The organism is Streptomyces sp. LHD-70 (genome assembly GCF_031157275.1).
GTDB lineage: Bacteria > Actinomycetota > Actinomycetes > Streptomycetales > Streptomycetaceae > Streptomyces.
Genome location: NZ_JAVIFW010000001.1, coordinates 873,109 through 896,375 on the forward strand (window position 1 = coordinate 873,109; position 23,267 = coordinate 896,375).

25 protein-coding genes and 1 pseudogene are annotated in these 23,267 nt (G+C 73.5%); 13 read left to right on the forward strand and 13 right to left on the reverse strand.

What is annotated here, in order from left to right:
• The first annotated feature begins 171 nt into the window (after positions 1 to 171).
• A complete protein-coding gene (locus RCO28_RS03910) occupies positions 172 to 690 on the forward strand; it encodes a lytic polysaccharide monooxygenase (RefSeq protein ID WP_308939469.1) in 519 nt (172 codons plus the stop codon).
• Positions 691 to 936: 246 nt separating this feature from the next.
• On the opposite strand, the gene RCO28_RS03915 is transcribed toward RCO28_RS03910, so the two are convergent.
• A complete protein-coding gene (locus RCO28_RS03915; protein ID WP_308939470.1) occupies positions 937 to 1,653 on the reverse strand; it encodes a hypothetical protein in 717 nt (238 codons plus the stop codon).
• Between the two features lie 481 nt (positions 1,654 to 2,134).
• Here RCO28_RS03915 and RCO28_RS03920 point away from each other — a divergent pair, with 481 nt between their 5' ends.
• Positions 2,135 to 2,881 carry a helix-turn-helix transcriptional regulator gene (locus RCO28_RS03920; RefSeq protein WP_308939471.1) on the forward strand — a complete coding sequence of 249 codons (747 nt, stop codon included), beginning with the start codon at positions 2,135 to 2,137 and terminating at the stop codon, positions 2,879 to 2,881.
• Positions 2,882 to 2,951: 70 nt separating this feature from the next.
• Entirely contained in the window at positions 2,952 to 3,485 is a 534-nt protein-coding gene (locus tag RCO28_RS03925) for a toxin-antitoxin system, toxin component (RefSeq protein ID WP_308939702.1), read from the forward strand.
• A 42-nt stretch (positions 3,486 to 3,527) separates the two neighbouring features.
• On the opposite strand, the gene RCO28_RS03930 is transcribed toward RCO28_RS03925, so the two are convergent.
• Positions 3,528 to 4,079, reverse strand: a complete 552-nt coding sequence (locus RCO28_RS03930) for an HXXEE domain-containing protein (protein ID WP_308939472.1) — start codon at positions 4,077 to 4,079, stop codon at positions 3,528 to 3,530.
• 84 nt (positions 4,080 to 4,163) lie between these two features.
• Positions 4,164 to 4,625, reverse strand: a complete 462-nt coding sequence (locus RCO28_RS03935; RefSeq protein ID WP_308939473.1) for a DUF3574 domain-containing protein — start codon at positions 4,623 to 4,625, stop codon at positions 4,164 to 4,166.
• Positions 4,626 to 4,762: 137 nt separating this feature from the next.
• Between RCO28_RS03935 and RCO28_RS03940 the strand changes: the two genes are divergently transcribed.
• A complete protein-coding gene (locus RCO28_RS03940) occupies positions 4,763 to 6,160 on the forward strand; it encodes an amidohydrolase (RefSeq protein ID WP_308939474.1) in 1,398 nt (465 codons plus the stop codon).
• Between the two features lie 71 nt (positions 6,161 to 6,231).
• Here RCO28_RS03940 and RCO28_RS03945 read toward each other — a convergent pair whose 3' ends face one another.
• Entirely contained in the window at positions 6,232 to 6,663 is a 432-nt protein-coding gene (locus RCO28_RS03945) for a hypothetical protein (RefSeq protein WP_308939475.1), read from the reverse strand.
• 52 nt (positions 6,664 to 6,715) lie between these two features.
• Positions 6,716 to 7,183: an ATP-binding protein gene (locus tag RCO28_RS03950; RefSeq protein WP_308939476.1), complete on the reverse strand. Its 468-nt coding sequence runs from the start codon at positions 7,181 to 7,183 to the stop codon at positions 6,716 to 6,718.
• A gap of 221 nt (positions 7,184 to 7,404) precedes the next feature.
• On the opposite strand from RCO28_RS03950, the gene RCO28_RS03955 reads away from it, so the two are divergent.
• The 3 genes from RCO28_RS03955 (at position 7,405) to RCO28_RS03965 (ending at position 9,423) form a co-directional block, all read left to right on the forward strand.
• Positions 7,405 to 8,265: a helix-turn-helix transcriptional regulator gene (locus tag RCO28_RS03955; RefSeq protein WP_308939477.1), complete on the forward strand. Its 861-nt coding sequence runs from the start codon at positions 7,405 to 7,407 to the stop codon at positions 8,263 to 8,265.
• Positions 8,266 to 8,556: a DUF397 domain-containing protein gene (locus tag RCO28_RS03960; RefSeq protein ID WP_374991087.1), complete on the forward strand. Its 291-nt coding sequence runs from the start codon at positions 8,266 to 8,268 to the stop codon at positions 8,554 to 8,556.
• A 63-nt stretch (positions 8,557 to 8,619) separates the two neighbouring features.
• A complete protein-coding gene (locus tag RCO28_RS03965) occupies positions 8,620 to 9,423 on the forward strand; it encodes an SAM-dependent methyltransferase (RefSeq protein ID WP_308939478.1) in 804 nt (267 codons plus the stop codon).
• Positions 9,424 to 9,526: 103 nt separating this feature from the next.
• Here the strand turns inward: RCO28_RS03965 and RCO28_RS03970 are convergent, their stop codons facing one another.
• Positions 9,527 to 10,987 carry a PLP-dependent aminotransferase family protein gene (locus tag RCO28_RS03970; protein ID WP_308939479.1) on the reverse strand — a complete coding sequence of 487 codons (1,461 nt, stop codon included), beginning with the start codon at positions 10,985 to 10,987 and terminating at the stop codon, positions 9,527 to 9,529.
• A gap of 182 nt (positions 10,988 to 11,169) precedes the next feature.
• Here RCO28_RS03970 and RCO28_RS03975 point away from each other — a divergent pair, with 182 nt between their 5' ends.
• The gene (locus RCO28_RS03975) at positions 11,170 to 11,646 is read left to right on the forward strand and encodes a carboxymuconolactone decarboxylase family protein (RefSeq protein WP_308939703.1); all 477 of its coding nucleotides are present in this window, start codon (positions 11,170 to 11,172) and stop codon (positions 11,644 to 11,646) included.
• Positions 11,647 to 11,681: 35 nt separating this feature from the next.
• On the opposite strand, the gene RCO28_RS03980 is transcribed toward RCO28_RS03975, so the two are convergent.
• Positions 11,682 to 13,178 (reverse strand): glutamate synthase subunit beta, encoded by a 1,497-nt coding sequence (locus tag RCO28_RS03980; protein WP_308939480.1) that lies wholly within the window; start codon positions 13,176 to 13,178, stop codon positions 11,682 to 11,684.
• A 277-nt stretch (positions 13,179 to 13,455) separates the two neighbouring features.
• Here RCO28_RS03980 and RCO28_RS03985 point away from each other — a divergent pair, with 277 nt between their 5' ends.
• Positions 13,456 to 14,418, forward strand: coding sequence for a D-2-hydroxyacid dehydrogenase family protein (locus RCO28_RS03985; RefSeq protein WP_308939481.1), 963 nt, complete (start codon positions 13,456 to 13,458; stop codon positions 14,416 to 14,418).
• A gap of 107 nt (positions 14,419 to 14,525) precedes the next feature.
• Here the strand turns inward: RCO28_RS03985 and RCO28_RS03990 are convergent.
• Both RCO28_RS03990 and RCO28_RS03995 read right to left on the reverse strand, forming a co-directional pair.
• Positions 14,526 to 15,269 (reverse strand): annotated as a pseudogene (locus RCO28_RS03990) (DUF2293 domain-containing protein); the annotation flags it as partial.
• 95 nt (positions 15,270 to 15,364) lie between these two features.
• A complete protein-coding gene (locus RCO28_RS03995) occupies positions 15,365 to 15,847 on the reverse strand; it encodes an anthrone oxygenase family protein (protein ID WP_308939482.1) in 483 nt (160 codons plus the stop codon).
• 197 nt (positions 15,848 to 16,044) lie between these two features.
• Here RCO28_RS03995 and RCO28_RS04000 point away from each other — a divergent pair, with 197 nt between their 5' ends.
• The 3 genes from RCO28_RS04000 (at position 16,045) to RCO28_RS04010 (ending at position 18,243) form a co-directional block, all read left to right on the forward strand.
• Positions 16,045 to 16,695: a uridine kinase gene (locus RCO28_RS04000; protein WP_308939705.1), complete on the forward strand. Its 651-nt coding sequence runs from the start codon at positions 16,045 to 16,047 to the stop codon at positions 16,693 to 16,695.
• Between the two features lie 165 nt (positions 16,696 to 16,860).
• The gene (locus tag RCO28_RS04005) at positions 16,861 to 17,280 is read left to right on the forward strand and encodes a CBS domain-containing protein (protein ID WP_308939483.1); all 420 of its coding nucleotides are present in this window, start codon (positions 16,861 to 16,863) and stop codon (positions 17,278 to 17,280) included.
• 162 nt (positions 17,281 to 17,442) lie between these two features.
• Positions 17,443 to 18,243, forward strand: coding sequence for a methyltransferase domain-containing protein (locus RCO28_RS04010; RefSeq protein ID WP_308939484.1), 801 nt, complete (start codon positions 17,443 to 17,445; stop codon positions 18,241 to 18,243).
• 537 nt (positions 18,244 to 18,780) lie between these two features.
• Here RCO28_RS04010 and RCO28_RS04015 read toward each other — a convergent pair.
• The 4 genes from RCO28_RS04015 to RCO28_RS04030 form a co-directional block, all read right to left on the reverse strand.
• Positions 18,781 to 19,764: a carbohydrate kinase family protein gene (locus RCO28_RS04015; RefSeq protein WP_374991095.1), complete on the reverse strand. Its 984-nt coding sequence runs from the start codon at positions 19,762 to 19,764 to the stop codon at positions 18,781 to 18,783.
• Positions 19,761 to 20,663 carry a pseudouridine-5'-phosphate glycosidase gene (locus RCO28_RS04020; RefSeq protein ID WP_308939485.1) on the reverse strand — a complete coding sequence of 301 codons (903 nt, stop codon included), beginning with the start codon at positions 20,661 to 20,663 and terminating at the stop codon, positions 19,761 to 19,763. Before RCO28_RS04020 ends, RCO28_RS04015 begins: the two co-directional genes overlap by 4 nt.
• A gap of 170 nt (positions 20,664 to 20,833) precedes the next feature.
• The gene (locus RCO28_RS04025) at positions 20,834 to 21,628 is read right to left on the reverse strand and encodes an ABC transporter permease subunit (RefSeq protein ID WP_308939486.1); all 795 of its coding nucleotides are present in this window, start codon (positions 21,626 to 21,628) and stop codon (positions 20,834 to 20,836) included.
• Positions 21,625 to 22,590: an ABC transporter substrate-binding protein gene (locus RCO28_RS04030; RefSeq protein WP_308939487.1), complete on the reverse strand. Its 966-nt coding sequence runs from the start codon at positions 22,588 to 22,590 to the stop codon at positions 21,625 to 21,627. The genes RCO28_RS04025 and RCO28_RS04030 overlap by 4 nt, the downstream gene beginning before the upstream one ends.
• A 291-nt stretch (positions 22,591 to 22,881) precedes the next feature.
• On the opposite strand from RCO28_RS04030, the gene RCO28_RS04035 reads away from it, so the two are divergent.
• Entirely contained in the window at positions 22,882 to 23,244 is a 363-nt protein-coding gene (locus tag RCO28_RS04035; protein WP_308939488.1) for a cupin domain-containing protein, read from the forward strand.
• Positions 23,245 to 23,267: the final 23 nt, after the last annotated feature.

Below are 23,267 nucleotides of genomic sequence, written 5' to 3' on the forward strand. Positions count from 1 at the left end.
CGTTGCCCAAGGTCTAGACCAGGAATGAGCGTGAACTCCCGTAGTGGGCCGTCGAGTTGGCGCCCTGACGGTCCGCCGGGCTGTGCACCTTCACGCTCCTTCACCTCCCCCCACCGAGCGGAGCCGTCGTACCCCACGAGAGCGGCGGCTCACTGCAGTGAAGGAGTAGCCATGCAGCGAAACCGGAAGCTGGCCTTCGCCCTGGGCGCGGGCATCGCACCGCTCATCGCCCTGACCCTGTCCACCGGCACCGCCAGCGCGCACGGATACGTCAACTCGCCGCCCAGCAGGCAGGCCCAGTGCGCCGCCGGGACCGTCCCGTGCGGTGCGATCAAGTACGAGCCGCAGAGCGTCGAGGGCCCCAAGGGCCTGAAGAGCTGTGCGGGCGGCAACGAGGGCTTCGCCGAGCTGGACGACGACAGCAAGGGCTGGGCCGTCACCCCGGTCGGCAGCTCCCAGGACTTCACCTGGAAGCTGACCGCCCGGCACGCCACCAGCACCTGGGAGTACTTCCTCGGCGGCAGCAAGATCGCGTCGTTCGACGACGGCGGCGCACAGCCCGGAGAGACCGTCACGCACAACGTGAACTTCGGCGGCGCCACCGGCAAGCAGAAGGTGCTTGCGGTGTGGAACATCGCCGACACGTCGAACGCCTTCTACGCCTGCATCGACGTCAACATCGGCGGCTGAGCTCTTCGTTCTGGGACGGGCCCGCACTGTCGACTCGGTTGCCGCCGGTCGCCCTGCGGGCTCGTCCTCATTCGCCGGACGGGCTTTCCTCTGCCGTCGTTCGGCTGCCGCGCCGTCGTGGCTGGTCGCGCAGTTCCCCGCGCCCCCAAAAACCAGCCCCTCCGGGGGCAGAGCCCCCGAAGCGCCGCAGCCACGCGGCGCCAGCCGCATATCGACACAGTCGGGAAGGGGCGGGCAGGGGAAGACTCATGCCCGCGGAGGTACGACCCGCAGCAGGGGCGGGGTGCTCGCAGTGGGGCGTGCCGTGGTCTCCTCCCGCAGCCGGTCGGCCGCATCACTCCGCGCGTGCAGGATCAACGTCAGCCGGGTCAGCCCCCGTTCCCGCAGCGTGCCGGGCGTGTCCGTGACGATTCGGCACGTGGTGGTGCCCCAGGCCGGATCCGGGTGCCGCAGCGAACGCACCGCGCCGTCGTGGTCCAGGGCGGCCGGGCCCACGCTGTGCATCCAGCGGGGCAGCCCCTGCTGGTAAGCGGCGTTCATCAGCGGGTCGCGGGCGATCTCCTCGCGGATGTCGCGCAATGTGGCGTCCTGCCCGTACGCGTCGAGGGCCGCCGAGAACTGCGCGAGCAGCGGCAGGCACCAGCCCGTCTCGTGCTCGCGGAGCACCCTGCCCGCGTCCGGGTGGAAGAGGACGAACCGCAGCAGGTTCTCGCCCGGCATCGCCGCGGCCACCTCCCGCACCTCCCGGAAGAGGCTCTCGTACGCGGGGTTCGCGGCCAGGACGTTCCACGCGTGGTCGACGAGCAGGGACGGGTGGGGCGTGGCGGCGATCAGCGCGGTGTAGTCGCGGAGATAGGCACGCAGCTCCAACTCGCGCTCTGCGGACGTCGGTTGGGCCTTGCCGGTGCCGTGGGGCCAGGCCTTCAGGGAGCCGGAGGATCCGGACGCCGGGTCATTCGCCATCGAGATCATTCGTCATCGAGACGCTGTCCCTCCCATGGAGTGAGACCTTCCGTACGCGGGTCCGCGAGGCGGTTCCTCGGGCCCGGACCGGTCCGCGGTGCTCCCTGCCCGGCGCGACCGTCCGTTACGTACTTTGTTGAAGGCGATACTCCTTGCCCCGCAGACTGCGTGTCAATGATCGTGGCATTTCCTGCCGCAGGCCGATCGCTTTGCGCCACAGCTGTGGCAAGTCTTGGCCGGGCCGCGGCGGACCGACTAGCCTCCGGGCAGCCCCGGTTGTTGTCCGAAGCCGGTACGGCACCGGCGTCGAGCCACCCAAGTACGCCCAGGGCAGGGAGAGTTCCCCGGAATACCGTGGAATTTCCCGGAGCTCTCCGGAGTTCCCCGAGGTGAGCGCCGTGCGAGAGGTCCGCCGGACACGAAGCGGCCGTACGGAACGACAGTTGACCGAATCGAAGCTCTCGACGTAGGAGACCCGCCGGTGACTGATGACTTCTCGGTTCCCGGTCCGGCAGCCGCCGGACCGCTCGCCGTGGTGGTCGCCCGTGTCGCCGAACTCGCCGACCGGGCCGGCGTGCCCCGCGCCGAGGCCTTCCGGCTCCCCAAGCTCTCCGCGGAGTCCGGCGTTCCCGTCCCGGTCGTCGAGGAGCTGCTAGCGGGACGGCCCGCGGGCGAGGTCGACCTCCAGGCGCGCTTCCTGCAACGCTTCGCCCTGCTGCGCAAGACCCGGCTCAAGCCCGACGGCCGGCGGTACACCCAGCAGGAGATCGCCGACGGCGCGGGCATGTCACGTCAGCAGGCCGGCGCCCTCATCAACGGCGACCGGCGCCCCACCATGGAGCACTGCGCCGCCATCCAGCGGTTCTTCAAGGTGCACGCCGGATTCCTCACCGCCGAGGACGCCGACGCCCTGACCGGTGCGCTGCGGCGCGTGGAGGAGGAGCTGCGCCAGCGCCAGGCCCGGCTCCCGGAGGAGCGCCCACCGGCCGACGCGGCCGGGCACGCCGGAGCGCCGGGACCCGCGGCGGACCCGTCGAGCGCGTCCGCGGCGGAGGGGGCGGAAGGCGCCGCCGACGGCCCGGCGGACCCGCTGCAGCGCCTGCTGCAGGACCACGGGGTGCGCGGCATCGCCTGGCGCGCCGCCCAACTGCCCACCGACAAGCACCGGGACACGGTCACGGAGTGGCTGGACATGCTCCTGGAGAACGTGCGGCGGTCGGAGTCCTGATGGCCGCCGTCAGGAGCAGCACCAGGTTCAGGAGCGAGGCACGGAGAGAACCGTGGGGATAGCCAAGGACATGCGCAGGCTCTGCGCCGACCTGCTCGCCGGAGTCGAGTCGGCCGCGCCCAGCCGCCCCCAGGACCTGCACGCGGCGCTCTGCGAGGCGATGAGCCGGCGCCGCGGCCGCCCCGTACGGCTGCGCACCGCCTCGTTCCCGCCCGGCACCGCCAGCGGGCTCTGGCTCGACATGGTCGACCAGGACCTGATCGTGATCGAGGAGCGCACCGCCCCCGACCATCAACTCGTCATCCTGGGCCATGAGTTGTGGCACATGGAGGCCGGGCACGCCAGCCATCACGTGGAGGGCGCGGGCGTCGCCGCCCGGCTGCTCGCCGACGAGGCGGACCTCCAGGCCACTGTCCTCAAGGTCGCGGCCCGCACCCACTTCGACCACCACGACGACGAGAGCGACGCGGAGAGCTTCGGCCTGCTCCTCGCCAGCAGATGCCGCGCCTGGCTCATCGGGACGGATCAGTCGGGCCCGGCCGACCGCGACCGCCTCATCGGCCGCATCGAGGCGTCCCTCGGATACCGCCGCCCACGCGGCTGAAGGGCCAGCTGAGCGGCCAACTCGCGCTGCACACCGTCCCGTTCACTCGTCCCTCCGCCCCGACAGCACCCTCCGCGCCGCCGCGTGCGCCCCCACCGCCGCCACCCCCGCAAGGCCCAGGCTCAGCGCCGCGTCCTTGGCGGTCGTCGGCCGCAGCACACCCGCGCGGCGCAACCGGCCGCGCGCCCACAGCGTGAACGGCACCACCAGCAGGGGCGAGGTGGCCGAGCCGGGCGTATAGCCACGGGCGGCGGCGGCCTGGGCGAGGTGGACCAGGCCGTGCAGACCGAACCCGTCGAGCACCGACTGGTAGTACGCCGAACGCCCGCCCGTGCGGTGCCCGTCCGCAGCCGCCGACGCCACCACGAGCCCCACCCCGGCCATCGCGACGGCGAACTCCCGCCCCCGCATGCCCTCCATGCTCCGCCACAGCCGCTCCGGCACCTGTGGAAAGCGCCGCCGCAGCTCCGGAATCCGCGTACGCGTCCAGCGCGGCACGGTCGCCAGCTCCTCCAGGTCGTGCACCAGCCAGGCCGCGAACAGGCCGAGGGTGACGGCGGCGTCGACCCGCCCGGGCTCAGGAGTTCGATTCATGCCCGCAGTCTGTCACCGGGCCCGGCACCGCCCGCCGGGAACGAGCCGCCTGCCGGGAACGATCTGACGGAGGGTTCAGGTCCCTCAGAAGTCGACGCTCAGCCGGTCGTCGATCCGCGCCACCGCCTCCTGCCCGTACGCGCGGATGTACGCGTCCCGGATCCGCTCCACCTGCGGATCGCGCTCCGCCGCAGACGCCGCCGGATACAGCAGGACCAGCTCGTGCGAACGCTCCCGCTCCACCGTGCCGTGCGCGTCCCGCCACTGGCCGTGGCCGGTCTGCACGGTCAGGCCCTCCGGGAAGCGCGGGGTCACCTCGCGGTCCACGAAGTCCATGAACTGCCGGTCCGTCACATCGGGGCCGCCGTCGGGCCGCTCGGTGCCGAACATCAGCCGGGTCTCGACGTACGCGTCCCCGCGCACACCGGCCGCGGAGGCCGGCTCCTTGTCGAGCGAGGCGTACGCGGCGGGCGCGCCCACCGTGAGGGTCGTCAACGCGACCGCGGCGACGGCGAGTCGGGTACGGGGGGAGGTGGTGCGGGGCATGCGGATCCCTTGGTCGGAGGGGTGGGGAGGGGGCCACGGGCGGTCGCCCGGGACCGGCGCCGCTCACTATGGCAAGGACATCTGCCGAGTTGTCCGGACACGCCGCGACGCCGCCCGCAACCCCCTACCTTGGCGGGATGACCGCGACCGACCAGCCTGCCGCCGAACCTCCCGCCCCCGGCGCACGCGGCCCCGCCGACCTCGTCGTCACCCACTGCACCGCGCTCGTGCACGACCCCGAGGGCCACGTCGGCTTCGCCGCGGACCGCGCGATCGTCGTCCGCGACGGTATCGTCGCCGCCCTCACCTCCAGCGCGGAGGCCGCGCGCCTGGACGCCGCCGAACGCATCGACGCGCGCGGCCAGGTCGCTCTGCCCGGCCTGGTCAACTGCCATACGCACAGCCCGATGGTGGCCCTGCGCGGCATCGCCGAGGACCTGCCCGTCGAGGAGTGGTTCAACGACTGGATCTGGCCCATCGAGTCCAACCTCACCGACCGCGACGTGGCGCTCGGGGCGCGGCTCGCCTGCGCCGAGATGATCCGCGGCGGCGTGACGTGCTTCGCCGACCACTACTTCGCGATGGAGTCGGTCGCCGACGCCGTCACCGACAGCGGCCTGCGCGCCCACCTCGGCGCCGCCTACTTCTCCTCCCAGGGCCCCGAAGGCCGCGCCCGCTCCCTGGAGTTCGCTCTCGACCACCGGGGCGCCGCCGACGGCCGCATCACCACCTGCCTGGCGCCGCACGCCCCGTACACCGTGGACGACGCCGACCTCGCCGCCACCGCCCAACTCGCCCAGGAACACGGCCTGTCCGTGCACATCCACGCCGCCGAGAACCGCGACCAGACCGAGTCGAGCCTCGCCCGCACGGGCCGTACGCCCATCGAGACCCTGCAGCGCGCCGGACTCCTCGACGAGGGCGTCGAGCTGCTGATCGCGCACGCCACCGGACTCGTGGAACGCGACCTCGGCGTGCTCGGCGCCGCCCGCGGCCGGGTCGCCGTGGCGAGCGCGCCGCGAGGCTATCTGAAGTTCGCCTGGGACACCACGCCCGTACGCGCCCTCGCCCGGCTCGGCATCCCCGTCGGCCTCGCCACGGACGGCGCCGCGTCCAACAACACCCTCGACGTGTGGGAGGCCATGACGCTCACCGCGCTCGTCCAGAAGCAGTCCACCGGCGACCCGGCCTGGCTCACCGCCCGCCAGGCCCTGCACCACGCCACTGTGCAGAGCGCCCACGCCGTCGGCCTCGGCGACACCCTCGGCTCCCTCGCCCCCGGCCGGCGGGCCGACCTGATCCTCGTCGACCTGAGCGGCCCGCACACCCGGCCCGTGCACGACCTCGCCGCGACCCTCGTGCACAGCGCGCGCTCCGCCGACGTCACGACGACGATCGTCGACGGCAAGGTCCTGATGCGCGACCGCGAGCTGCTCACCCTGGACGTCCCGCGGATCGCGGCCCAACTGGAGGAACGCCTGCCGGAGTTGACCCGCCGCGCCCCCGGCCGACGGATCCAGGACTACCGCCCCTGAGGGCAGCCGCTAACGGCGCGCGGTCGGCTCTGGCGTCGAGCGGTCGGCTCCAGCGGCGCGCGCGGTCGGCTCTAGCGGCGCGCGGTCGGTGAGGCCGGTGCCGTACGCGCCGTACGCATCCACAGCGGGACCGTGCCCGTGATCCGGCAGACCGCGAGGTACAGCGGGATCGGCGGCGTGTAGGGGGCCGTGCCCTCGGGCCGGTGCACGAGCCGGAGCGCGCTCGGACCGGCCGGGACCCGCGCCCCCGCCGCGTACCGCAGCGGAAGCGGCCAGTCCAGGGAGACCGAGGAGCCCGACGGGACGATCCACCACCAGCGGGCGCCGTCCGCGTACACACACCCGATGCGCGGCAGCCGGGCCCGTACCTGGCGCCCGAACTCCTCGGGCATCCCCACGGCGTCGCAGCCGAGCGGGGTCGTCATGCCCTCGGGCAGCTCCAGGGGAACGTCATGGGGCGGGCGCGCCAGTGAGGCGAGCGTCGTCAAGGTCAGTACGCGCATCCCGCCACCCCGGTCTCCGTGCGAGCCGCTCCCGTACCGTCGTCGGCCCGCGTCACGCGGCCGCCGACCCGGCAGACCGCGGCAGCTCGGCCCAGACCATCAGGCCGAGCCCGTCCTCCTGGGCGCCCCACGCGGAGCTCACCGCCGAGACGAGCAGCAGGCCACGGCCGTGGTCCTCGTCCCCGGAGCGCGCGGGGTGCGGATGGGGGCCGCCGTTCTGGCCGGGGCCCTCGTCGCGTACCACTATCCGGACATGGCCCGCGGCCGGGTCGTCCGTGAGGTCGCAGACGATCTGCCGGCTCACCGTGTGCACGAGGGCGTTGGTGACCAGCTCGGAGACGACGAGCGCCGCCGTGTCACAGGTGTCGGGGCACACCGCGAAGCCCGAGAGGTGCTCGCGCGTCAGGCGTCTGGCGCGCGCCACGGAGTCGGGGCGCGCGGCCAGCTCGAAACGGCAGCGACGGTCGCCGAACGGCGCCCCGGCAGGGGACTGCACAGTCTGGGTCTTACCGAGTGCCACGGCCGGTTCCTAACGGGGCGGACGAGTTCACGCCTGCCACTATCTCCCCGCCGCGAACACTTGGCAAGCGCCACTCTGAAAAGTGCAGAGTGCAGTGTTCCTCGCGGAGCGCCCGTGGCACACTGCTCCAGCGGCATCCGTACGGCGCCGCGCGGGCAGCGATTTTCCCGCTGGCCGACAGCGATCACCGGCGACGGACCCGAGGCGAGACGGAGGCAGCAGTGAGCGAACCACGGTCCGCTCCCACCGTGGGTCAGGTCGTTCTCGGCAAACGTCTCCAGGAGCTCCGTGAGCACGCCGGGCTCAAGCGCGAGGAGGCCGCACGCGTCCTGCGCGTCGCCCCCGCCACGGTCCGCCGCATGGAGACCGCCGAGGTCACGCTGAAGATCCCGTACCTCCAGCTGCTGCTCAAGGCGTACGGCGTCGAGGACGAGGAGGCCGACTCCTTCGTCACGCTCGCCGAGGAGGCCAACAAGGCCGGCTGGTGGCAGCGCTACCACGACATCCTGCCGAGCTGGTTCTCCATGTACGTCAGCCTGGAGGGCGCCGCCAGCCTGATCAGGTCGTACGAGCCGCACTTCGTGCCCGGTCTGCTGCAGACCGAGGACTACGCCCGTGCCGTGATGCGCTCCGGGGCCGTCGGCCGCACCGACGACGCCGAGATCGAGCGGCATGTGGCGCTGCGCATGCAGCGCCAGGAACTGCTCGCCCAGGACGACGCCCCGAGGCTGTGGGTCGTCATGGACGAGACCGTGCTGCGCCGGACGGTCGGCGGGCCCGAGGTGATGCGGGCGCAGCTCGACCGCCTCCTGGAGGCCACGCAGCTGCCCCACGTGACCCTGCAGGTCGCCGAGTTCGCCCAGGGCCACCACCCGGGCACCTACGGCCCGTTCGTGCTCTTCCGCTTCGGGGTGCCCGAGCTGCAGGACATGGTCTACGCCGAGTACCTGACCGGCGCGGTCTATCTGGACCGCCGGGCCGAGGTCGTCACGTACCTGGAGGTCATGGACCGGATGGCGGCGCAGTCGGCGACGGCACACCGCACGAAGGAGATCCTCCGGGGTCTCCGCAAGGAGCTGTGAATGGACCGCATAACGGTCGAGGACCACGCGGACCCCGCGGGCCGTGCCGACGAGGGCGGCTGCGTCTACAACGGGATGCCCGCGCGCGACCTCGGCACGGAGGGCTGGCACAAGCCCTGGAGCGGCGGCAACGGCGGCAACTGCGTCGAGGCGATGAAGCTCGCCGACGGCCGCGTCGCCGTGCGCCAGTCCGCCGACCCGGACGGGCCCGCCCTGATCTACACGACCAGCGAGATCCACGCCTTCATCCAGGGCGCGAAGTCCGGCCAGGCCGACTTCCTGCTGTCCTGAGCCGTCCCCTTTCTCCGTTTCCTCCTTTTCCTCCTTTTCTCCGTTCACTCCTTGGAGCGCGCCATGACCGGGCCCGACCCCATCGACACGACCAGGCCGCATCCGGCCCGGATGTACGACTGGTTCCTCGGCGGAAAGGACAACTACCCCGTCGACGTGGAGATGGGCAGGCAGCTCGTCGCCATGGACCCGCGCACCCTGACCATGGCCCGCGCCAACCGCGCCTTCATGGAGCGCGGCACGGGCTGGCTGGCCCGGCAGGGCGTACGGCAGTTCCTGGACATCGGCACCGGCATCCCCACCGAGCCGAACCTCCACCAGGTCGCCCAGCGTGTCGCCCCCGAGAGCCGGGTCGTCTACTGCGACAACGACCCGATCGTGCTGCGGCACGCGGAGGCCCTGCTGCGTTCCACGCCCGAGGGCGTCACCGAGTATCTGCAGGCCGACGTGCGGGAGCCGGGGACCATCGTCGAACAGGCCCGTGAAGTCCTGGACTTCGACCGGCCGGTGGCGCTCTCCCTGATCGCCCTGCTGCACTTCGTCTCCGACGAGCAGGGCGCGTACGAGCTGGTGCGCAGCCTCATGTCCGAGCTGCCGTCGGGCAGCTACCTGATGCTGTCCCACGGCACCGGCGAGTTCACGCCCGACAACGCGCGGGCCGCCACCGAGATGTACCGCGCCCGCGGCCTCACCCTCGCCCTGCGCGACCGCGCCGAGGTCGCCCGGTTCTTCGACGGCCTCGAACTGGTCGAGCCGGGCGTCGAGATCGTCACGCGCTGGCGCCCGGAGCCGGGCGCGAACGGCTTCGAGGCGGACGAGTCGGAGGGGCCGACTCCGGGGTTCGTGGGGATCGGGCGCAAGCCGTAAGCACGCGCCTTCTCACGGTCCGTCCGGTCCTTCCGGCCCGTCTGGTCCGCGCGTCTTTTCAGGCCCATCCGGTCCGTCCGGTCCTTCCGGCCCGCGCGTCTTCTCACGATCCGTTAGGTCCGTCCGGTCCGTCCGGGGGCAGGGCGGCGCACAGCGCGTCCACGGCCGCCGGGTAGGCGTGCTCCGGTGGCGTCGCGTACCCCACGACCAGGCCCTCGCGCCGCGGGCCCGTCGCGTCCGGGTGGCGGAACTCCGCCAGGCCGTCCAGGGCGAGGCCCTGCCACTGCGCCGCCTTCAGCGTCGACCGCTCCGTGCCGGGCGGCAGCCGCAGCACCGCGTGCAGGCCCGCCGCCACCCCGGTGACCGGGATGTGCGGGGCGCGCGCCGCCAGGGCCTGCACCAGATGGTCGCGCCGACGCCGGTAGCGCAGCCGCATCCGCCGCACATGACGGTCGTACGCGCCGCAGTCGAGGAAGTCCGCGAGCGCCAGCTGGTCCGGCGCGCCCGTCCATGCCTCCCGCTCGCCCTTGACCCGCAGCACGGCGTCGACCAGATGCTCGGGCAGCACCATCCAGCCCAGGCGCAGCGCCGGGGAGAGGCTCTTACTGGCCGAGCCGAGATAGACCACCCGCTCCGGGTCGAGGCCCTGCAGCGCGCCCACCGGACGGCGGTCGTAGCGGAACTCGCCGTCGTAGTCGTCCTCCAGTACCAGGGCACCACGCGCGCGTGCCCAGTCGACGGCCGTCGCGCGCCGCTCCGCGTGCAGCGGGCCGCCGGTCGGGAACTGGTGCGCGGGCGAGAGCAGTACGCCCCGCTGGTCGCCCAACTCGTCCGTGCGCGCGCCCTGTTCGTCCAATGGCAGCGGAACCGTCCGTACCGCCGCATCCGCGAGCAGCGCGCGATGGAAGGCGAGCCCGTACTCCTCCACGGCGAGCGGACCCTCGAGCGCGCCGCCGCCGCGCCCGCCCGCGCCGCCGAACAGCAGCCGCAGCGCGTGGGCGAAGCCCGCGCAGATCACGATCCGCTCCGGGTCGGTCCGCACGCCACGCGCGCGTGCCAGATACGCGGCGAGCGCCGTGCGCAGCTCGATCCGGCCCTGCGGCGAGCCCGGCCCGAACGCCTCGTGCGGCGCCGCGTTCACCGCCCGCCGCATGGACGCCACCCAGGCCGTACGCGGGAACGAGGCCGCATCCGGCTGCCCCTGCCGCAGGTCGAACCGGGGTCCACGCGCGCGTGCGGGCGATTTCTTCGGTACGCGGACGGGGCTCGCGGGGGCGGCCCGCTCGGCGACCCGGGTGCCCGAGCCCTGGCGCGCGACCAGCCAGCCCTCGGCGGCCAGCTCCGCGTACGCCTCGGCGACGGTGTTGCGGGCGATGCCGAGGTCGGCGGCGAGGGCGCGGTAGGGCGGCAGCAGGGTGCCGGGCGCGAGACGGCCCGACCGTACGGCCGAGCGCAGCGCGTGTTGCAGGGCGACGCGGCGGCTGCCGGTGGGCGGGAGGTCGAGGTGCAGGTCGGTGCCGGTCGACGGCTCGGCGGGGCTGGAATTGACCTCGGAAACTCCCATGGAATTGCACCCTACAGGCGGTCTTTCGGGCCCGTAGGTTCGTGGTCATGAGCAACGAGACGACGAGCGAGATGACGAGCGGGACGATGAACGAGACGACGAGCGGGACGATGAACGAGACGACGAGCGGGACGATGAACGAGACGACGAGCGGGGCGACGGGCGGGACGACGTACGACGCGATGAACCCCCTGGTCGGGCGGCCGATCCGGGTGAACTTCGCCAAGGCCGCTCCCCGTGCCTTCAAGGCGCTGATCGGCTTCGACGCCGCCGCCCGCGCGGGCCTGGACCCGGCCCTGGTCGAGCTGGTCCAGATCCGGTCCTCGCAGCTCAACGGCTGCGCCTACTGCCTGCACATGCACACCGGCGACGCCCGCAAGGCCGGTGAGAGCGACGAGCGGCTGCACATGGTCGGCGTCTGGCGCGAGGCCCGGCACTTCTTCACCGAGCGCGAGCAGGCCGCCCTCGCCCTCGCCGAGTCCGTGACCCTGGTCGCGCGGGGCGGTGTGCCGGACGAGGTGTATGCCGAGGCCGCCGCCCGGTTCTCCGAGGAGGAGCTGGCCCAGCTGATCGCCCTGATGACCGCCATCAACACCTGGAACCGGGTCGCCCTCGCCACGGGCAAGGTGGCGGGCACGGACGAGCGGGCCGCGGCCTGAACTCCCGTACCGGAACGGGAAGTTCCAGCGGGGTGCTACGCCCGCATCGGCCGGGCGTCCGCCGTGATCGGTGCGGGCAGGCGGGTGGCTCCGGTCAGGTAGCGGTCCACCGCGGCCGCCGCCGCCCGGCCCTCCGCGATGGCCCAGACGATCAGGGACTGGCCGCGCGCCGCGTCACCCGCCGCGTACACCCCGGGCGCGCCCGTCGCGAACCCGGAGTCCCGGCGCAGCACCCCGCGTTCGTCGAGGTCGAGCCCCAACTGCCCGATCAGGCCGTCCTCCTGGCCGGGCCCGGAGAAGCCGAGGGCGAGGAGCACGAGGTCGGCCGGCAGGACCCGTTCCGTACCGGGTACCGGACGCCGGCCCGCCGGCTCCACCTCGACCAGGTGCACCTCCCGCACCCGCCCGGCCCCGTCCCCGGTGAGCCGCAGCGTCGACGCGGCGAACAGGCGCGCGTCCGCGTCCGCCGCGGGGGCCGTGCCGAGCCGGCCCGCCTCCTCGTGCGCGGCCGAGAGCCGGTACACCTTCGGGTACGTGGGCCACGGCTCGCTGTCGTCGTCGCGCTCGGCGGACGGCAGCGGGTAGATGTCCAGCTGTGAGACCGAGGACGCGCCCTGCCGTACCGCCGTGCCCAGACAGTCGGCGCCGGTGTCGCCGCCGCCCACGATCACGACGTGCCGCCCCGCCGCCGACAGCGGAGCATGCGGGTCCGCCTCCGGGTCGTGGCAGGCGCGGTTGGCGTACGGCAGGTACTCCATAGCCTGGTGCACGCCCCTCAACTCCCGCCCCGGCACCGGGAGTTCACGCCAGGCCGTGGCGCCCGTCGCGAGCACGAGCGCGTCGTGCCGCCGCCGCAGCTCGCCCGCCGTGACGTCTTGGCCCACGGTCACCGACGTACGGAACCGGGTGCCCTCGGCCTCCATCTGCGCGATACGGCGGTCGAGATGGTGCTTCTCCATCTTGAAGTCGGGGATCCCGTACCGCATCAGACCGCCCGCCAGGTCGTCCCGCTCGTACACCACCACCGTGTGCCCCACCCGCGTCAACTGCTGGGCCGCCGCGAGGCCCGCCGGGCCCGAGCCGACGACGGCGACCGTGCGGCCGGTGAGCCGGTCCGGCGGCCGGGGCGGGGCGTAGTCGCGCTCCCAGGCGGTGTCGGCGATGGCCACCTCGACGTTCTTGATGGTGACCGCGGGCTGGTTGATCGCGAGGACACAGCCCGCCTCGCAGGGCGCGGGGCACAACCTGCCGGTGAATTCGGGGAAGTTGTTGGTCGCGTGCAGCCGCTCGCTCGCCGCGCGCCAGTCGTCCCGCGCCACCAGGTCGTTCCACTCCGGGATGAGATTCCCCAGGGGACAGGCCTCGTGGCAGAACGGAACCCCGCAGTCCATGCACCGGTCGGCCTGCTCGCGGACGATCGGCAGCAACGCCCCCGGCACGTACACCTCGCGCCAGTCCCGCACCCGCTCCTCGACGGGGCGGCGCGGCCACTCCTCGCGCGGTGTGGTGAGGAATCCCTTGGGGTCGCCCATGGCCGTCTCCTCCCTCTCGTCACGATACGTCCGGGGTGGGGGAGGGGCGAGGGGCGGGCTGGTGGCTCCTGGGTGTCCTGTCGTCCGGCCTTCGGCGGCTGCCTTGCCCGGTGCGGGCGGCGGTCTGCTGGCGGTCGTCTGTGGGCGTGGACAGCGGGCTGTCGTCTGTGGGCGTGGACTGCGGACGTGGACTGCGGGCGGCGGTCGCCCGCTCGTCCGCCGAGAGCGCCGTCTACCCTGACGGCGGACCGCGGACGATCACGCTGAGGGAGTGGGAATGGCCAAGCTGCGCTGCGCCGTGCTCGACGACTACCAGGGCGTCGCCCTGTCCACGGCCGACTGGGCACCGCTCGCCAAGGACATCGACATCCATGTCGTACGCGAGTACCTGGGCGACGAGGACGCCGTGGCCGCCGAGATCGCGGACTGCGAGATCGTCGTCATCATGCGTGAGCGCACCCCGTTCCCCGCCTCGCTCCTCGCCCGCCTCCCCAAGCTGCGCCTGCTGATCACCTCCGGGATGCGCAACGCCTCCGTCGACCTGGACGCCGCCGCCCGGCACGGCGTGACGGTCTGCGGCACGCCCAGCAACTCCGAGCCACCCGCCGAGCTGACCTGGGCCCTGATCCTCGGCCTCGCCCGGCACGTCCTGCCGGAGGGCGGCGCGCTGCGGGACGGCGGCCCCTGGCAGTCCACGCTCGGCGCCGACCTGCACGGGCGGCGCCTCGGCGTCGTCGGGCTCGGGAAGATCGGCACCAAGGTCGCCCGGGTCGGCCGCGCCTTCGGCATGGACGTGACCGCCTGGAGCCAGAACCTCACCGCGGAGCGCGCCGCTGCCGCCGACGTCGAGCTCGCCCCCTCCCTCCCACACCTGCTGTCCCGCAGCGACTTCGTTACCCTGCACGTCCAGCTCGGCGACCGTACGCGCGGCCTCATCGGCGAGCCCGAGCTGCGCCTGATGCGCTCCGGCGCGTACCTCGTGAACACCTCGCGCGCCGCACTCGTCGACCAGGACGCCCTCCTCCGCGCCCTGCACGAGGGCTGGATCGCCGGCGCCGGCGCCGACGTCTTCGACCAGGAGCCCCTGCCCGCCACCCATCCGCTGCGCACCGCCCCGAACTTCCTCGGCCTCCCGCACCTCGGCTACGTCACGCGCCGCAACTACGAGGGGTACTTCCAGGGCGCGGTGGAAGACATCGCGGCGTTCCTGGCGGGGGAGCCGATTCGGTTGCTGGGGTGAGGAGTTCGGGCCCTCGGCTGAGAGAATCGGGTCCGGGGCCGGAGGTCCGGTTGCTTGCGTGAGCGGTTCGGCGCCGCCGGGTCACCGGGGCGTACGGACACGGCCCAGCGCCAGCTGTCCAGGACTCCGTCCACCACGCCCCGCACCCGGCGCCGCGCCTCGGCCCGCAGCACTCCGGCCATCAGCAGCGCGTCATAGTCCGAGTCGTCGTGCCGTACCGCCGCCCGCACCGCGGCCGTGACCGCCACGGCGTCCAGGGCCCGGCCCGCGGCGCTGCGCCCGACGCGCCCGCTGCCGCGCCGGGACGCGTGCGCCGCGATCCGCTCCGCGCGCTCGGCCGGGCAACTCGGAAACAGGGTGCGGATCTCCGCCGCGAACGCCGCCGTGAACCGTACGTCCTCCGCCGCCCGCCGTGCCGCGTCCCGCTCCCGGCGCCGCGCCCGCGCGTCCGCGTCCGCGAGGCAGCGCTGCTCGGCCAGGGCGAGCGCCCCCTCCTCGACGAGGACGCCCTGCCGCTCGTACCGCCGCCTGCGGCGATTCCTGCGCACCACGACCACCGACAGCGAACTGGCCTCCCTGGCGCGGCGGGTGAGCGCCGTGTCCCCGCGCGGCAGGAACACCAGGTGGCCGAGGTCGGCGCAGTCCAGACAGTGCGGCGCGCCGTCCGCGCGCACCAGCAGTGCGAGCGGCCCCGCCGCGCACTCCGCGCAGTGCCGGTTCCGGCGGCCGAGCGGCTGGAACGCTACAAGTCCCGTGCCGCCGCCGTCCGTTGACGGACCCGGTCTCGGGCTCGGTCCCGGTCTCGGGTTCGGGCTGCGGCTTGGCCTGATCCTGGCCGAGGAGGGCGGCATGAGCGGTATGTACCCGGTGGGCGGGGCGCCTCACATGGCTCGTGCTTTTTGATGTCTCACTGGGTCATCACCGGGTCATCACGGTGTCGCCGCGTTCAGGCGGCGAGCCCCAGCACGAACGCCGCGCATCCGGCCAGCGCACCGGCCGCCCGCACATGGTTCCAGGCCGTCCACTCACGTACGTACGACCGCCACGGCTCGACGCTCTCCTGCGCCTGAGGGTCGAGCTTCGCCAGGGCGTCGTTGCGCGGGATGTTCGCCGCCACGGTGACCCCGAACGAGCCGAAGAGGTACAGCGCGGAGCCGAGCAGCAGCGCGACCGTGCCCGGATCCGGCCACAGCACGAACGTCACCACCGCCACCACCACGCACACGCCCGCCGTCCCGACGAACACGAGCAGGAACAAGGGGTTGATGATCAGCACGTTCAGCTTCTGCATCGCCGCGATGCCCTGCGCGGGCGGCAGCGCGGCGAGCGTACGCATCACCGAGGTGGAGAAGGCGAAGAAGACGCCTGCCACCAGCCCGCAGCCGAGCGCGGCCACCAATGTCAGTACGAAGAACGGTCCGGCGATCATGAACTCCCCCTTGAGCGCGGCCTGTTGATCCTGCCGCCGGGGAGGCGCGCGGGGCAAGCGGATTCCCTGGCGGTGTGGCGGGCGTGGCGGTGTGGCGGGCGTGGGGTGTGGTGGCGAAGCGGTGTGGCGTGGTGACGGCGTGGTGGCGTGGCGTCGGCCGCGACCGGCCGACGGTCGGGCGTCCATGGCCGGGCATCATGGCCCGCGTGCGACTCGAACCGATCACCTGGGACCGCCTGACCGACACCCTCGCCGACCGCATCGCCGCCCTCGCCCCGGCCGACGGCGGCGCCTGGCCACGCATCGGCATCGACGGCGCCCCGGCCGCCGGCACCGGCGACCTCGCCCGCCGCCTCGCCGAGGCCCTGCGCGTACGCGGCCGGTCCTCGCAGGTCGTGGATACCGAGGACTTCCTGCGCCCCGCGTCGCTGCGCTTCGAGTACGGACACCGGGACCCCGAGTCGTACTACGACGGCTGGTTCGACACCGGCGCCCTCTGGCGCGAGGTCCTCGGCCCGCTCGACCCCGGCGGCACCGGGCGGATCCTGCCCGACCTGTGGGACGCCGCCGCCGACCGCGCCACCCGCAGTCCGTACGTCCGACTCCCGCCCGGCGGCGTCCTGTTGCTGCACGGGCCGCTGCTCCTCGGCCAGTGGTTCCCCTTCGACCTCACGGTCCACCTGGCCCTGACGCCGGGCTCACTGCGACGCCGTACGCCCCCGGACCAGGACTGGACCCTTCCAGCCTTCGCCCGGTACGCGGAGGAGGTCGCTCCGCAGGCCGCGACGGACGTTCTCGTCCGCGCCGACGACCCCCAGCGGCCGGCCTGGGGAGCCGGGGGCGCGTGAGGACGTTCCGGCACGAGGTTCGCTACGGAGAGTGGCGGGTTGCTCGCGCAGGTGCGGGGTACTCGCGGCGAGACGAGAATTGACTGCGCCGGTGGCGGCGACGCCCTCGCGTCGCTCAGGAACCGGCCCACGACCCGCCCACAACCCGGCTTACGGAGGCACATCATGACCACCGCCGGAGACATCATGCACCGCGGTGCCCAGTGGATCCCCGCCCACGAGACCCTGGACCGCGCCGCTCAGCTGATGCGCCAGCTCAACGTGGGCGCACTCCCGATCAGCGACGAGAACGAGCGGCTCTGCGGCATCCTCACCGACCGTGACATCGTCGTCGGCTGCGTGGCGATGGGCCACGACCCGGCCACAGTCACCGCGGGCGAGATGGCCAAGGGCACGCCGCGCTGGATCGAGGCCGACGCCGACATCGACCTCGTGCTCCGCGAGATGCAGGGCCACCAGATCCGCCGACTCCCGGTCATCGAGGACAAGCGCCTCGTCGGCATGATCAGCGAGGCCGACCTGGCCCAGCACCTGACCGACGAGCAGATCGCCGCCTGGGCAGGGAGCGTGTACGCGAGGGGTTGAGGCGCATCGCATCGGCGCGTCCCGGCGCCGGGGCCCACTCGGGCACCCGGCGCCGCCCTGTGTCCCGCCGCCGCCCCGTACCCGTGCGGAGCTCCCCATCGGCAGAACACCGTTCGGCCGGTTGATCCGGAATAAAAACGGATCAACTGGGATGATCGCGGCATGACGCAGACGCGAACCCACGGATACCTCCTCGATCCCCGTCCCACCGAGGCCGGTCAGCCCTTCGACGCGACCGCCGCCCTCTTCGACGCGAGCACCTTCCGGCACTTCGAGCGCATCGGCGTCGGCCCCGGCTGGCGCTGCTGGGAGGTCGGCGCGGGCGGCCCGACCGTGCTCGCCTGGCTGGCCAAGCGGGTCGGCCCCACCGGCCGAGTCGTCGGCACGGACCTCGACATCTCCCGCGCGAGCGCCGCCGCCCGGCCGCCCGTCGAGGTCCGCTGCCACGACGTGTCCGCACAGGAACCGCCCGGCGAGGGCTTCGACCTGGTGCACGCCCGGCTCGTCCTCTCCCAGGTCACCGACCGCGACCGCGCCCTGCACGCCATGGTCCGGTCACTGCGCCCCGGCGGCCGCCTGCTCATCGAGGACGCCGACGACGCCCTCCAGCCGCTCGGCTGCCCCGAAGAGCACGGCCCCGCCCAGCAGTTGGCCAACCATGTACGCAAAGGCCTGCGCGCGCTCCTCACCGAACGCGGCGCCGACCCCGCCTACGGGCGCAGGCTGCCCCGGCTCCTGCGCGAGGCGGGCCTCGTCCAGGTCGAGGCCGAGGCGTACTTCCCGCTGACCGCCCCCGCGGCCGCCGCCCTGGAGACCGCCATGGTCCAGGAGGCCCGCGACCGCCTCGTCGCCCGCTCCCTGGTCACGGGCGCCGATATCGACCGCTACGTCGCCCAACTCGCCAGCGGCACCCTGGACTTGGCGACATCCCCGCTGATCTCGGCTTGGGGGCGCAAGGCGTAGGCGAAGGAGGCGCGACGGAGAGGCTGCGGTCCGGTCCGCGCCGTCCACAGCACCGGCTCCCGTTCCGGCGACAGCCCGTACCACTCGCTGCCTGCCTGCCTGCCTGCCTGCCTGCCTGCGTGCGTGCCTGCGTGCCTGCGTGCCTGCGTGCCTGCCGTCAGCTGGCAGCCGCCCAGCCGCCCGTCGCTCGAGGCGGCCTCCCCGGCAGCCGCCGCCCGCCGCGCGAGACGGCCCCCCGGCAGCCATGCCACTCGCTGCCTGCCGCCTGTCGCCCGAGGCCGCCTCCCCGGCCGCCCGTACCACTCGCTGTCTGCCTGCCTGCCGTCAGCCGCCCAGCCGCCCAGCCGCCCAGCCGTTCGCCGCTGAGGCGGCCTCCCTGAGCCCCGCTCGCCGCCCGCTCTCGCGCACGCCGACCGCCGCCTGAGGGCGCCTCCCCCGCAGCCCGTACCACTCGCCGCCTGCCTGCCGTCAGCAGCCCGCCGCCCAGCCGCCCGCCGCCCGAGGCGGCCTCCCCGGCAGCCGCCGCCCGAGGCGCCCTCAGCCAGGTCGCCCACCCACCCGCAGGGTCGCCCGCGCCCCCGCCCGGCAGCCCTCGTGCGCCGCCTCCACGGCGGAGGCGCCCGTGAGGCGGGCGGCCAGGAAGGCGCCGGTGAAGGCGTCCCCGGCGCCTGTCGAGTCCCGTGCCGCGACGCGTACGCCCGGCACCCGCACCGGCGCCGATCCGCCCTCCACGACCAGAGCACCCTCGGCGCCCGCCGTGACCGCCACCAGCGGGAACCGGCTCCCCAGCTTCGCCGCCGCCTCCGCCACCACGGCCAGGCCGGGCGGGTCGGGCGGATCCGGCGCCGGTGACCCCGCGAGCAGCGCCGCCTCCTCCCGGTTCGGCAGCAGTACCTCCGCCCCCTCCACCGCGTCCAGGAACCGGCTCACCCCCGTCTCCACCAGGAACCCCACCGACGCCGGATCGACGCTCACCGATATCCCCCGCGCACGTGCCGCCGACAGCGCGAGCCGTGCCGTGGCCCTGCTGGCGTCGGCGAAGAACAGGTAGCCCGACAGGTGCAGATGGGCCGCCCCGTCGAGCAACGCCGGCGACCAGTCCGCCGGCCGCAGCCGCAGCACCGCCCCGCTGTCCGTCAGGAACGTCCGCTCCGCCGCCCCGTCCACCAGGCAGATCACCGTTCCCGTCGGTGCCTCCTCGTCGACGACCAGGCGCGGCCGCACCCCTGCCGCACGCAGCGCCTGCTCGTGCCACGCCGCCGACTCGGCGCCCACCCGTCCGAGGAGTGTCACGTCCGCGCAGCCCCAACGCGCCGCCCAGCACGCCACGTTGGCGCCCGCCCCGCCCGGCATCAGACGGATCGCGGCGGCCGTGTCGGTGCCATGAGCCAGCGGCGCGCGGTACTGCGCCACCACATCCGTCACCACATCGCCGATCACCAGCAGCCCGCCGGGCCTGGGCCCCGCCGCCTCGCCCGGCCGTACCCCTGCCGCCTCGCCCGGCCGTACCCCCGGGCTCAACGCGACCACGCCGCCGCGACCCGGGCCGCCAGCCGCACATTGCCCCGCACCGCCGCCAGATTCGCCCGCAGCGACGCCCCGTCCGTGTGCCGCACCAGGAAGTCGAGGAGGAACGGCGTCACCGCCTGCCCGGTGACGCCGCGCTCCGCGCACTCCCGCAGCGCCTCGTCAAGGACCCGCGCGTGCAGCCGGGGATCGAGCTGGTCCTCCTCGGCCACGGGGTTCGCCACGATCAGCGCCGAGTGGGGCCCACCGAGCAGGTCCTGCGCCCGCAGCACCGCCGCCACCTCCTCGGGCGAGTTCAGCGTCCAGTCGACCGGGTGTCCCGAGTCGGTGAGGTAGAAGCCGGGGAAGCGGTCCGTCCCGTACCCGGCGACCGTCACACCCAGCGTCTCGAGCCGCTGCAACGTGGCCGGCACGTCCAGGATCGACTTCACCCCCGCACACACCACCGCGATCCGTGTACGGGACAGCAGCGCCAGGTCCGCCGACTCGTCCTGGGTCGACGTCCACTCCCGGTGCACCCCGCCGAGCCCTCCCGTCGCGAAGACACGTACGCCCGCGCGTGCCGCTAGGAACGCCGTCGCCGACACCGTCGTCGCCCCGCTCGCCCCCGTCGCGAGCGCCGGTGCCAGGTCCCGGTGGCCCAGCTTCCGGATGCCGTCGCCCGACGCGATCCGCTCCACCTGCTCCTTGTCGAGGCCGACCCTGGCCCGCCCGTCCAGCACAGCCACCGTCGCCGGCACGGCGCCCTCTCGGCGGACCGACTCCTCCAGTTCCAGAGCCACTTGGAGGTTCTGCGGGCGCGGCAGCCCGTGCGCGATGATCGTCGACTCCAGGGCCACGACCGGCCGCCCCGCCGCCAACGCCTCTCTGACCTCTTCCGACACGATCAGCACCCTTGACCTCCCATCGCCTGCACCCGTGACCCTTCCCGAGCGCGAGTCCGTTTCCCCGTCCTGCCCCATCCCGCCACGCCCCGCCCCGCCCTTCCGCTCTCGTCTCATCCCTGGCGGTGACCCCCACCGCCCAAACCCACGCTCGGCGCGGCGGAGGCGCGTGTCGGCGCTCAGGCTCCCCTGCGCGCCCCCACCCAGGGCATCAGCCGCCTCTCCCCCCACCCGAGCAGCGCGTTGATACCGAGGCCCAGCACACCCGCCCACAGCGTGCCCGCCAGCACGTCCGTCGTGCCGTCGGGTATCTGGGAGGCCTGCGCGATGAACGTTCCGAGCCCCTCCCCGAAGCCCGACAGGATCTCCGACGCGACCGCGAGGATCAGCGCCACGGCCGCCGAGATCCGCACCCCCGCCGCGAGGAACGGAGCGGTCGCCGGCAGAGACACCCGCCACAGCACCTGCAGACGCCCGAATCCGAAGGCCCGCAAGGTGTCCTTGGCGACCGGGTCGACATCACCGAGCCCGTACACCGTGTTGAACAGCACCGGCCACACACACGCGTACGCGATGACCGTCACCTGCATCTCACTGCCGGTGCCGAGCAGCAGCGCGGCCAGCGGGATCAGCGCCACCGAAGGGATCGGCCGCAGGAACTCCACGACCGCGCGGGCCGCAGCGTCGACCTTCGGCACGCTGCCGAACAGCACCCCCAACGGCACGGCCATGGCACATCCGAGCAGCACTCCGTACGCCCACACGCTGAGCGTCGTCCCCACACCCTCGAGGAAGAGCTGGTCACCGGCGAGCTCCGTCGCGCGCGCCACGACCTCGGAGGACGGCGGCAGATAGGCCTGCTGCACGATGCCCGCACGGCCCGCCACCTCTCCGGCCGCCAGCACGACGAGGACGCCGACGAGCCCGAGCAGGGCCCGCCGCGGCCGGGTCAGGGGTGCCGTCACCGCGCTCATGACGACCCTGCCCGGAACAGCAGCTTCTCCGGGTCGAGCCGCTTCTTCAGGAGGCCGCCCTCCGTCATCATCGTGATCAACTTCCCGATGTGTACGGGGTTGTTGGAGCGCGCGTAGGTGGGGAGCGCGATGGCGCGGGCCGTCTTCACATCGAGCTTGGTGTAGCCCGGCAGCACCTCCTCGACGTGGTCCCGGTTCTGCGCAGCATCCCGCTGCGCCCGCTGTACGGCCCGCTGGAAGGCGGCCGCCGTCCTCGGGTTCTCGTCGGTGAACCGCTGCGTCGTCCCGTATCCGGAGAGGGGCAGTCCGGAGGCGGGGCCGCTCGCGCCGTCGACGACCACGCGCGCGCCGAGTCTGCGTCTGGCGTCCGTCAGGAACGGCTCGGTGATGTCGGCCGCCTCCACCTGCCCCTTCTCCAGGGCGGCGGCCATCTGCGGGAAGGGCACCTGCCGGTACTCCACCGGCTTCGCGTCGCCGCCCGCGTCCTCGAGGATCGCGTCGAGCCGCAGTGACTGAATGCTGTGCAGGACGTTCTCCGCGACCTTGCGGCCCTGGAGGTCCTTCGCCGTACGGATCGGGGAGTCGGGCAGGACGACGACGTCCATGGAGTGCGGCGCGAGGGCTACGCCGTCCACGAGGATCCGCACCTTCAAGGTGCCCCGGTCCCGGGCCTGGAGCAGCGTCACGTAGTTGCCGCCCGCCACGACGTCCACCTGGCCGTTGGCCAGCGCCGGGATGGCCTGCACGCTTTGCTGCACGGGCCGCACCCGCACCCGTAGCCCCTCGTCCTTGAAGTAGCCGCGCTCCTGGGCGATGTAGAGCGCGGCGCTGTCCACGAGCGGTGTCGCCGCGACGGTCACCGTGGACTTCTCCAGGCCGTCGCCACCCACGCCTGTGCCGCCCTCGGAGCCCGAGCCTCCGCAGCCGGTCGCGAGCAGGAGCAGCGCGACCGGAACCGCCATGAGCCGGCGCAGTACGCCCCGCGCCCGCGGCGAACGGCGCCGGGAAGAGCGGCCCGAGCCCGAGCAGCTCCCTGACGAGCTCCCCGAAGGGCCGGTCTCCCGTGCTGCCGAGTGACGTGCCGTGGTGTGCTTGGTCTGCTGTGACACCGTCAACTCCCCCGTATCAGAGATCACTTGGATAGTGCATGGCGCGTCCGCGGTTCAAGACCGCGTGCCGAGCCGCGGCGGCCGGTGAACAGCCAAAAGACCGCAGTACGTGAGCCGTTCGACCGCGCTCTAAAGTGACCGTCCATGACGACAGCCGACGCCGCGCCCGCCTCGTTCAGCACGCACATCCCCGACGCCGAACTGGAGCCAGAGCCCCTCGACCCGGCGCAGATCGTCTCCGGCGACCCCGTCGTGACCGGCAAGGTGCTCTGGGAGTCCCCGGACGGCCGGCAGGTGCGCGGCATCTGGCAGATCACGCCCGGAGTGGTCACCGACACCGAGGCCGACGAGCTCTTCGTGGTCGTCAGCGGACGCGCCACCGTCGAGGTCGAAGGCGGGGACGTGCTGGAGATCGGCCCGGGCGACATGGCCGTCCTGCGCGAGGGCGACCGCACGACCTGGACGGTGCACGAGACCCTCCGCAAGGCGTACCACATCAACCTCTAGGGCGCATGGGCGAGTTCGGGCTC

Coding starts and splice junctions, on each gene's coding strand:
- RCO28_RS03910 (WP_308939469.1), top strand. CDS start 172: ATGCAGCGAAACCGGAAGCTGGCCTTCGCCCTGGGCGCGGGCATCGCA.
- RCO28_RS03915 (WP_308939470.1), bottom strand. CDS start 1,653: ATGGCGAATGACCCGGCGTCCGGATCCTCCGGCTCCCTGAAGGCCTGG.
- RCO28_RS03925 (WP_308939702.1), top strand. CDS start 2,952: ATGCGCAGGCTCTGCGCCGACCTGCTCGCCGGAGTCGAGTCGGCCGCG.
- RCO28_RS03930 (WP_308939472.1), bottom strand. CDS start 4,079: ATGAATCGAACTCCTGAGCCCGGGCGGGTCGACGCCGCCGTCACCCTC.
- RCO28_RS03935 (WP_308939473.1), bottom strand. CDS start 4,625: ATGCCCCGCACCACCTCCCCCCGTACCCGACTCGCCGTCGCCGCGGTC.
- RCO28_RS03940 (WP_308939474.1), top strand. CDS start 4,763: ATGACCGCGACCGACCAGCCTGCCGCCGAACCTCCCGCCCCCGGCGCA.
- RCO28_RS03945 (WP_308939475.1), bottom strand. CDS start 6,663: ATGCGCGTACTGACCTTGACGACGCTCGCCTCACTGGCGCGCCCGCCC.
- RCO28_RS03960 (WP_374991087.1), top strand. CDS start 8,266: ATGGACCGCATAACGGTCGAGGACCACGCGGACCCCGCGGGCCGTGCC.
- RCO28_RS03965 (WP_308939478.1), top strand. CDS start 8,620: ATGACCGGGCCCGACCCCATCGACACGACCAGGCCGCATCCGGCCCGG.
- RCO28_RS03970 (WP_308939479.1), bottom strand. CDS start 10,987: ATGGGAGTTTCCGAGGTCAATTCCAGCCCCGCCGAGCCGTCGACCGGC.
- RCO28_RS03975 (WP_308939703.1), top strand. CDS start 11,170: ATGAACCCCCTGGTCGGGCGGCCGATCCGGGTGAACTTCGCCAAGGCC.
- RCO28_RS03980 (WP_308939480.1), bottom strand. CDS start 13,178: ATGGGCGACCCCAAGGGATTCCTCACCACACCGCGCGAGGAGTGGCCG.
- RCO28_RS03985 (WP_308939481.1), top strand. CDS start 13,456: ATGGCCAAGCTGCGCTGCGCCGTGCTCGACGACTACCAGGGCGTCGCC.
- RCO28_RS03995 (WP_308939482.1), bottom strand. CDS start 15,847: ATGATCGCCGGACCGTTCTTCGTACTGACATTGGTGGCCGCGCTCGGC.
- RCO28_RS04000 (WP_308939705.1), top strand. CDS start 16,045: ATGGCCCGCGTGCGACTCGAACCGATCACCTGGGACCGCCTGACCGAC.
- RCO28_RS04005 (WP_308939483.1), top strand. CDS start 16,861: ATGACCACCGCCGGAGACATCATGCACCGCGGTGCCCAGTGGATCCCC.
- RCO28_RS04010 (WP_308939484.1), top strand. CDS start 17,443: ATGACGCAGACGCGAACCCACGGATACCTCCTCGATCCCCGTCCCACC.
- RCO28_RS04025 (WP_308939486.1), bottom strand. CDS start 21,628: ATGAGCGCGGTGACGGCACCCCTGACCCGGCCGCGGCGGGCCCTGCTC.
- RCO28_RS04030 (WP_308939487.1), bottom strand. CDS start 22,590: ATGGCGGTTCCGGTCGCGCTGCTCCTGCTCGCGACCGGCTGCGGAGGC.
- RCO28_RS04035 (WP_308939488.1), top strand. CDS start 22,882: ATGACGACAGCCGACGCCGCGCCCGCCTCGTTCAGCACGCACATCCCC.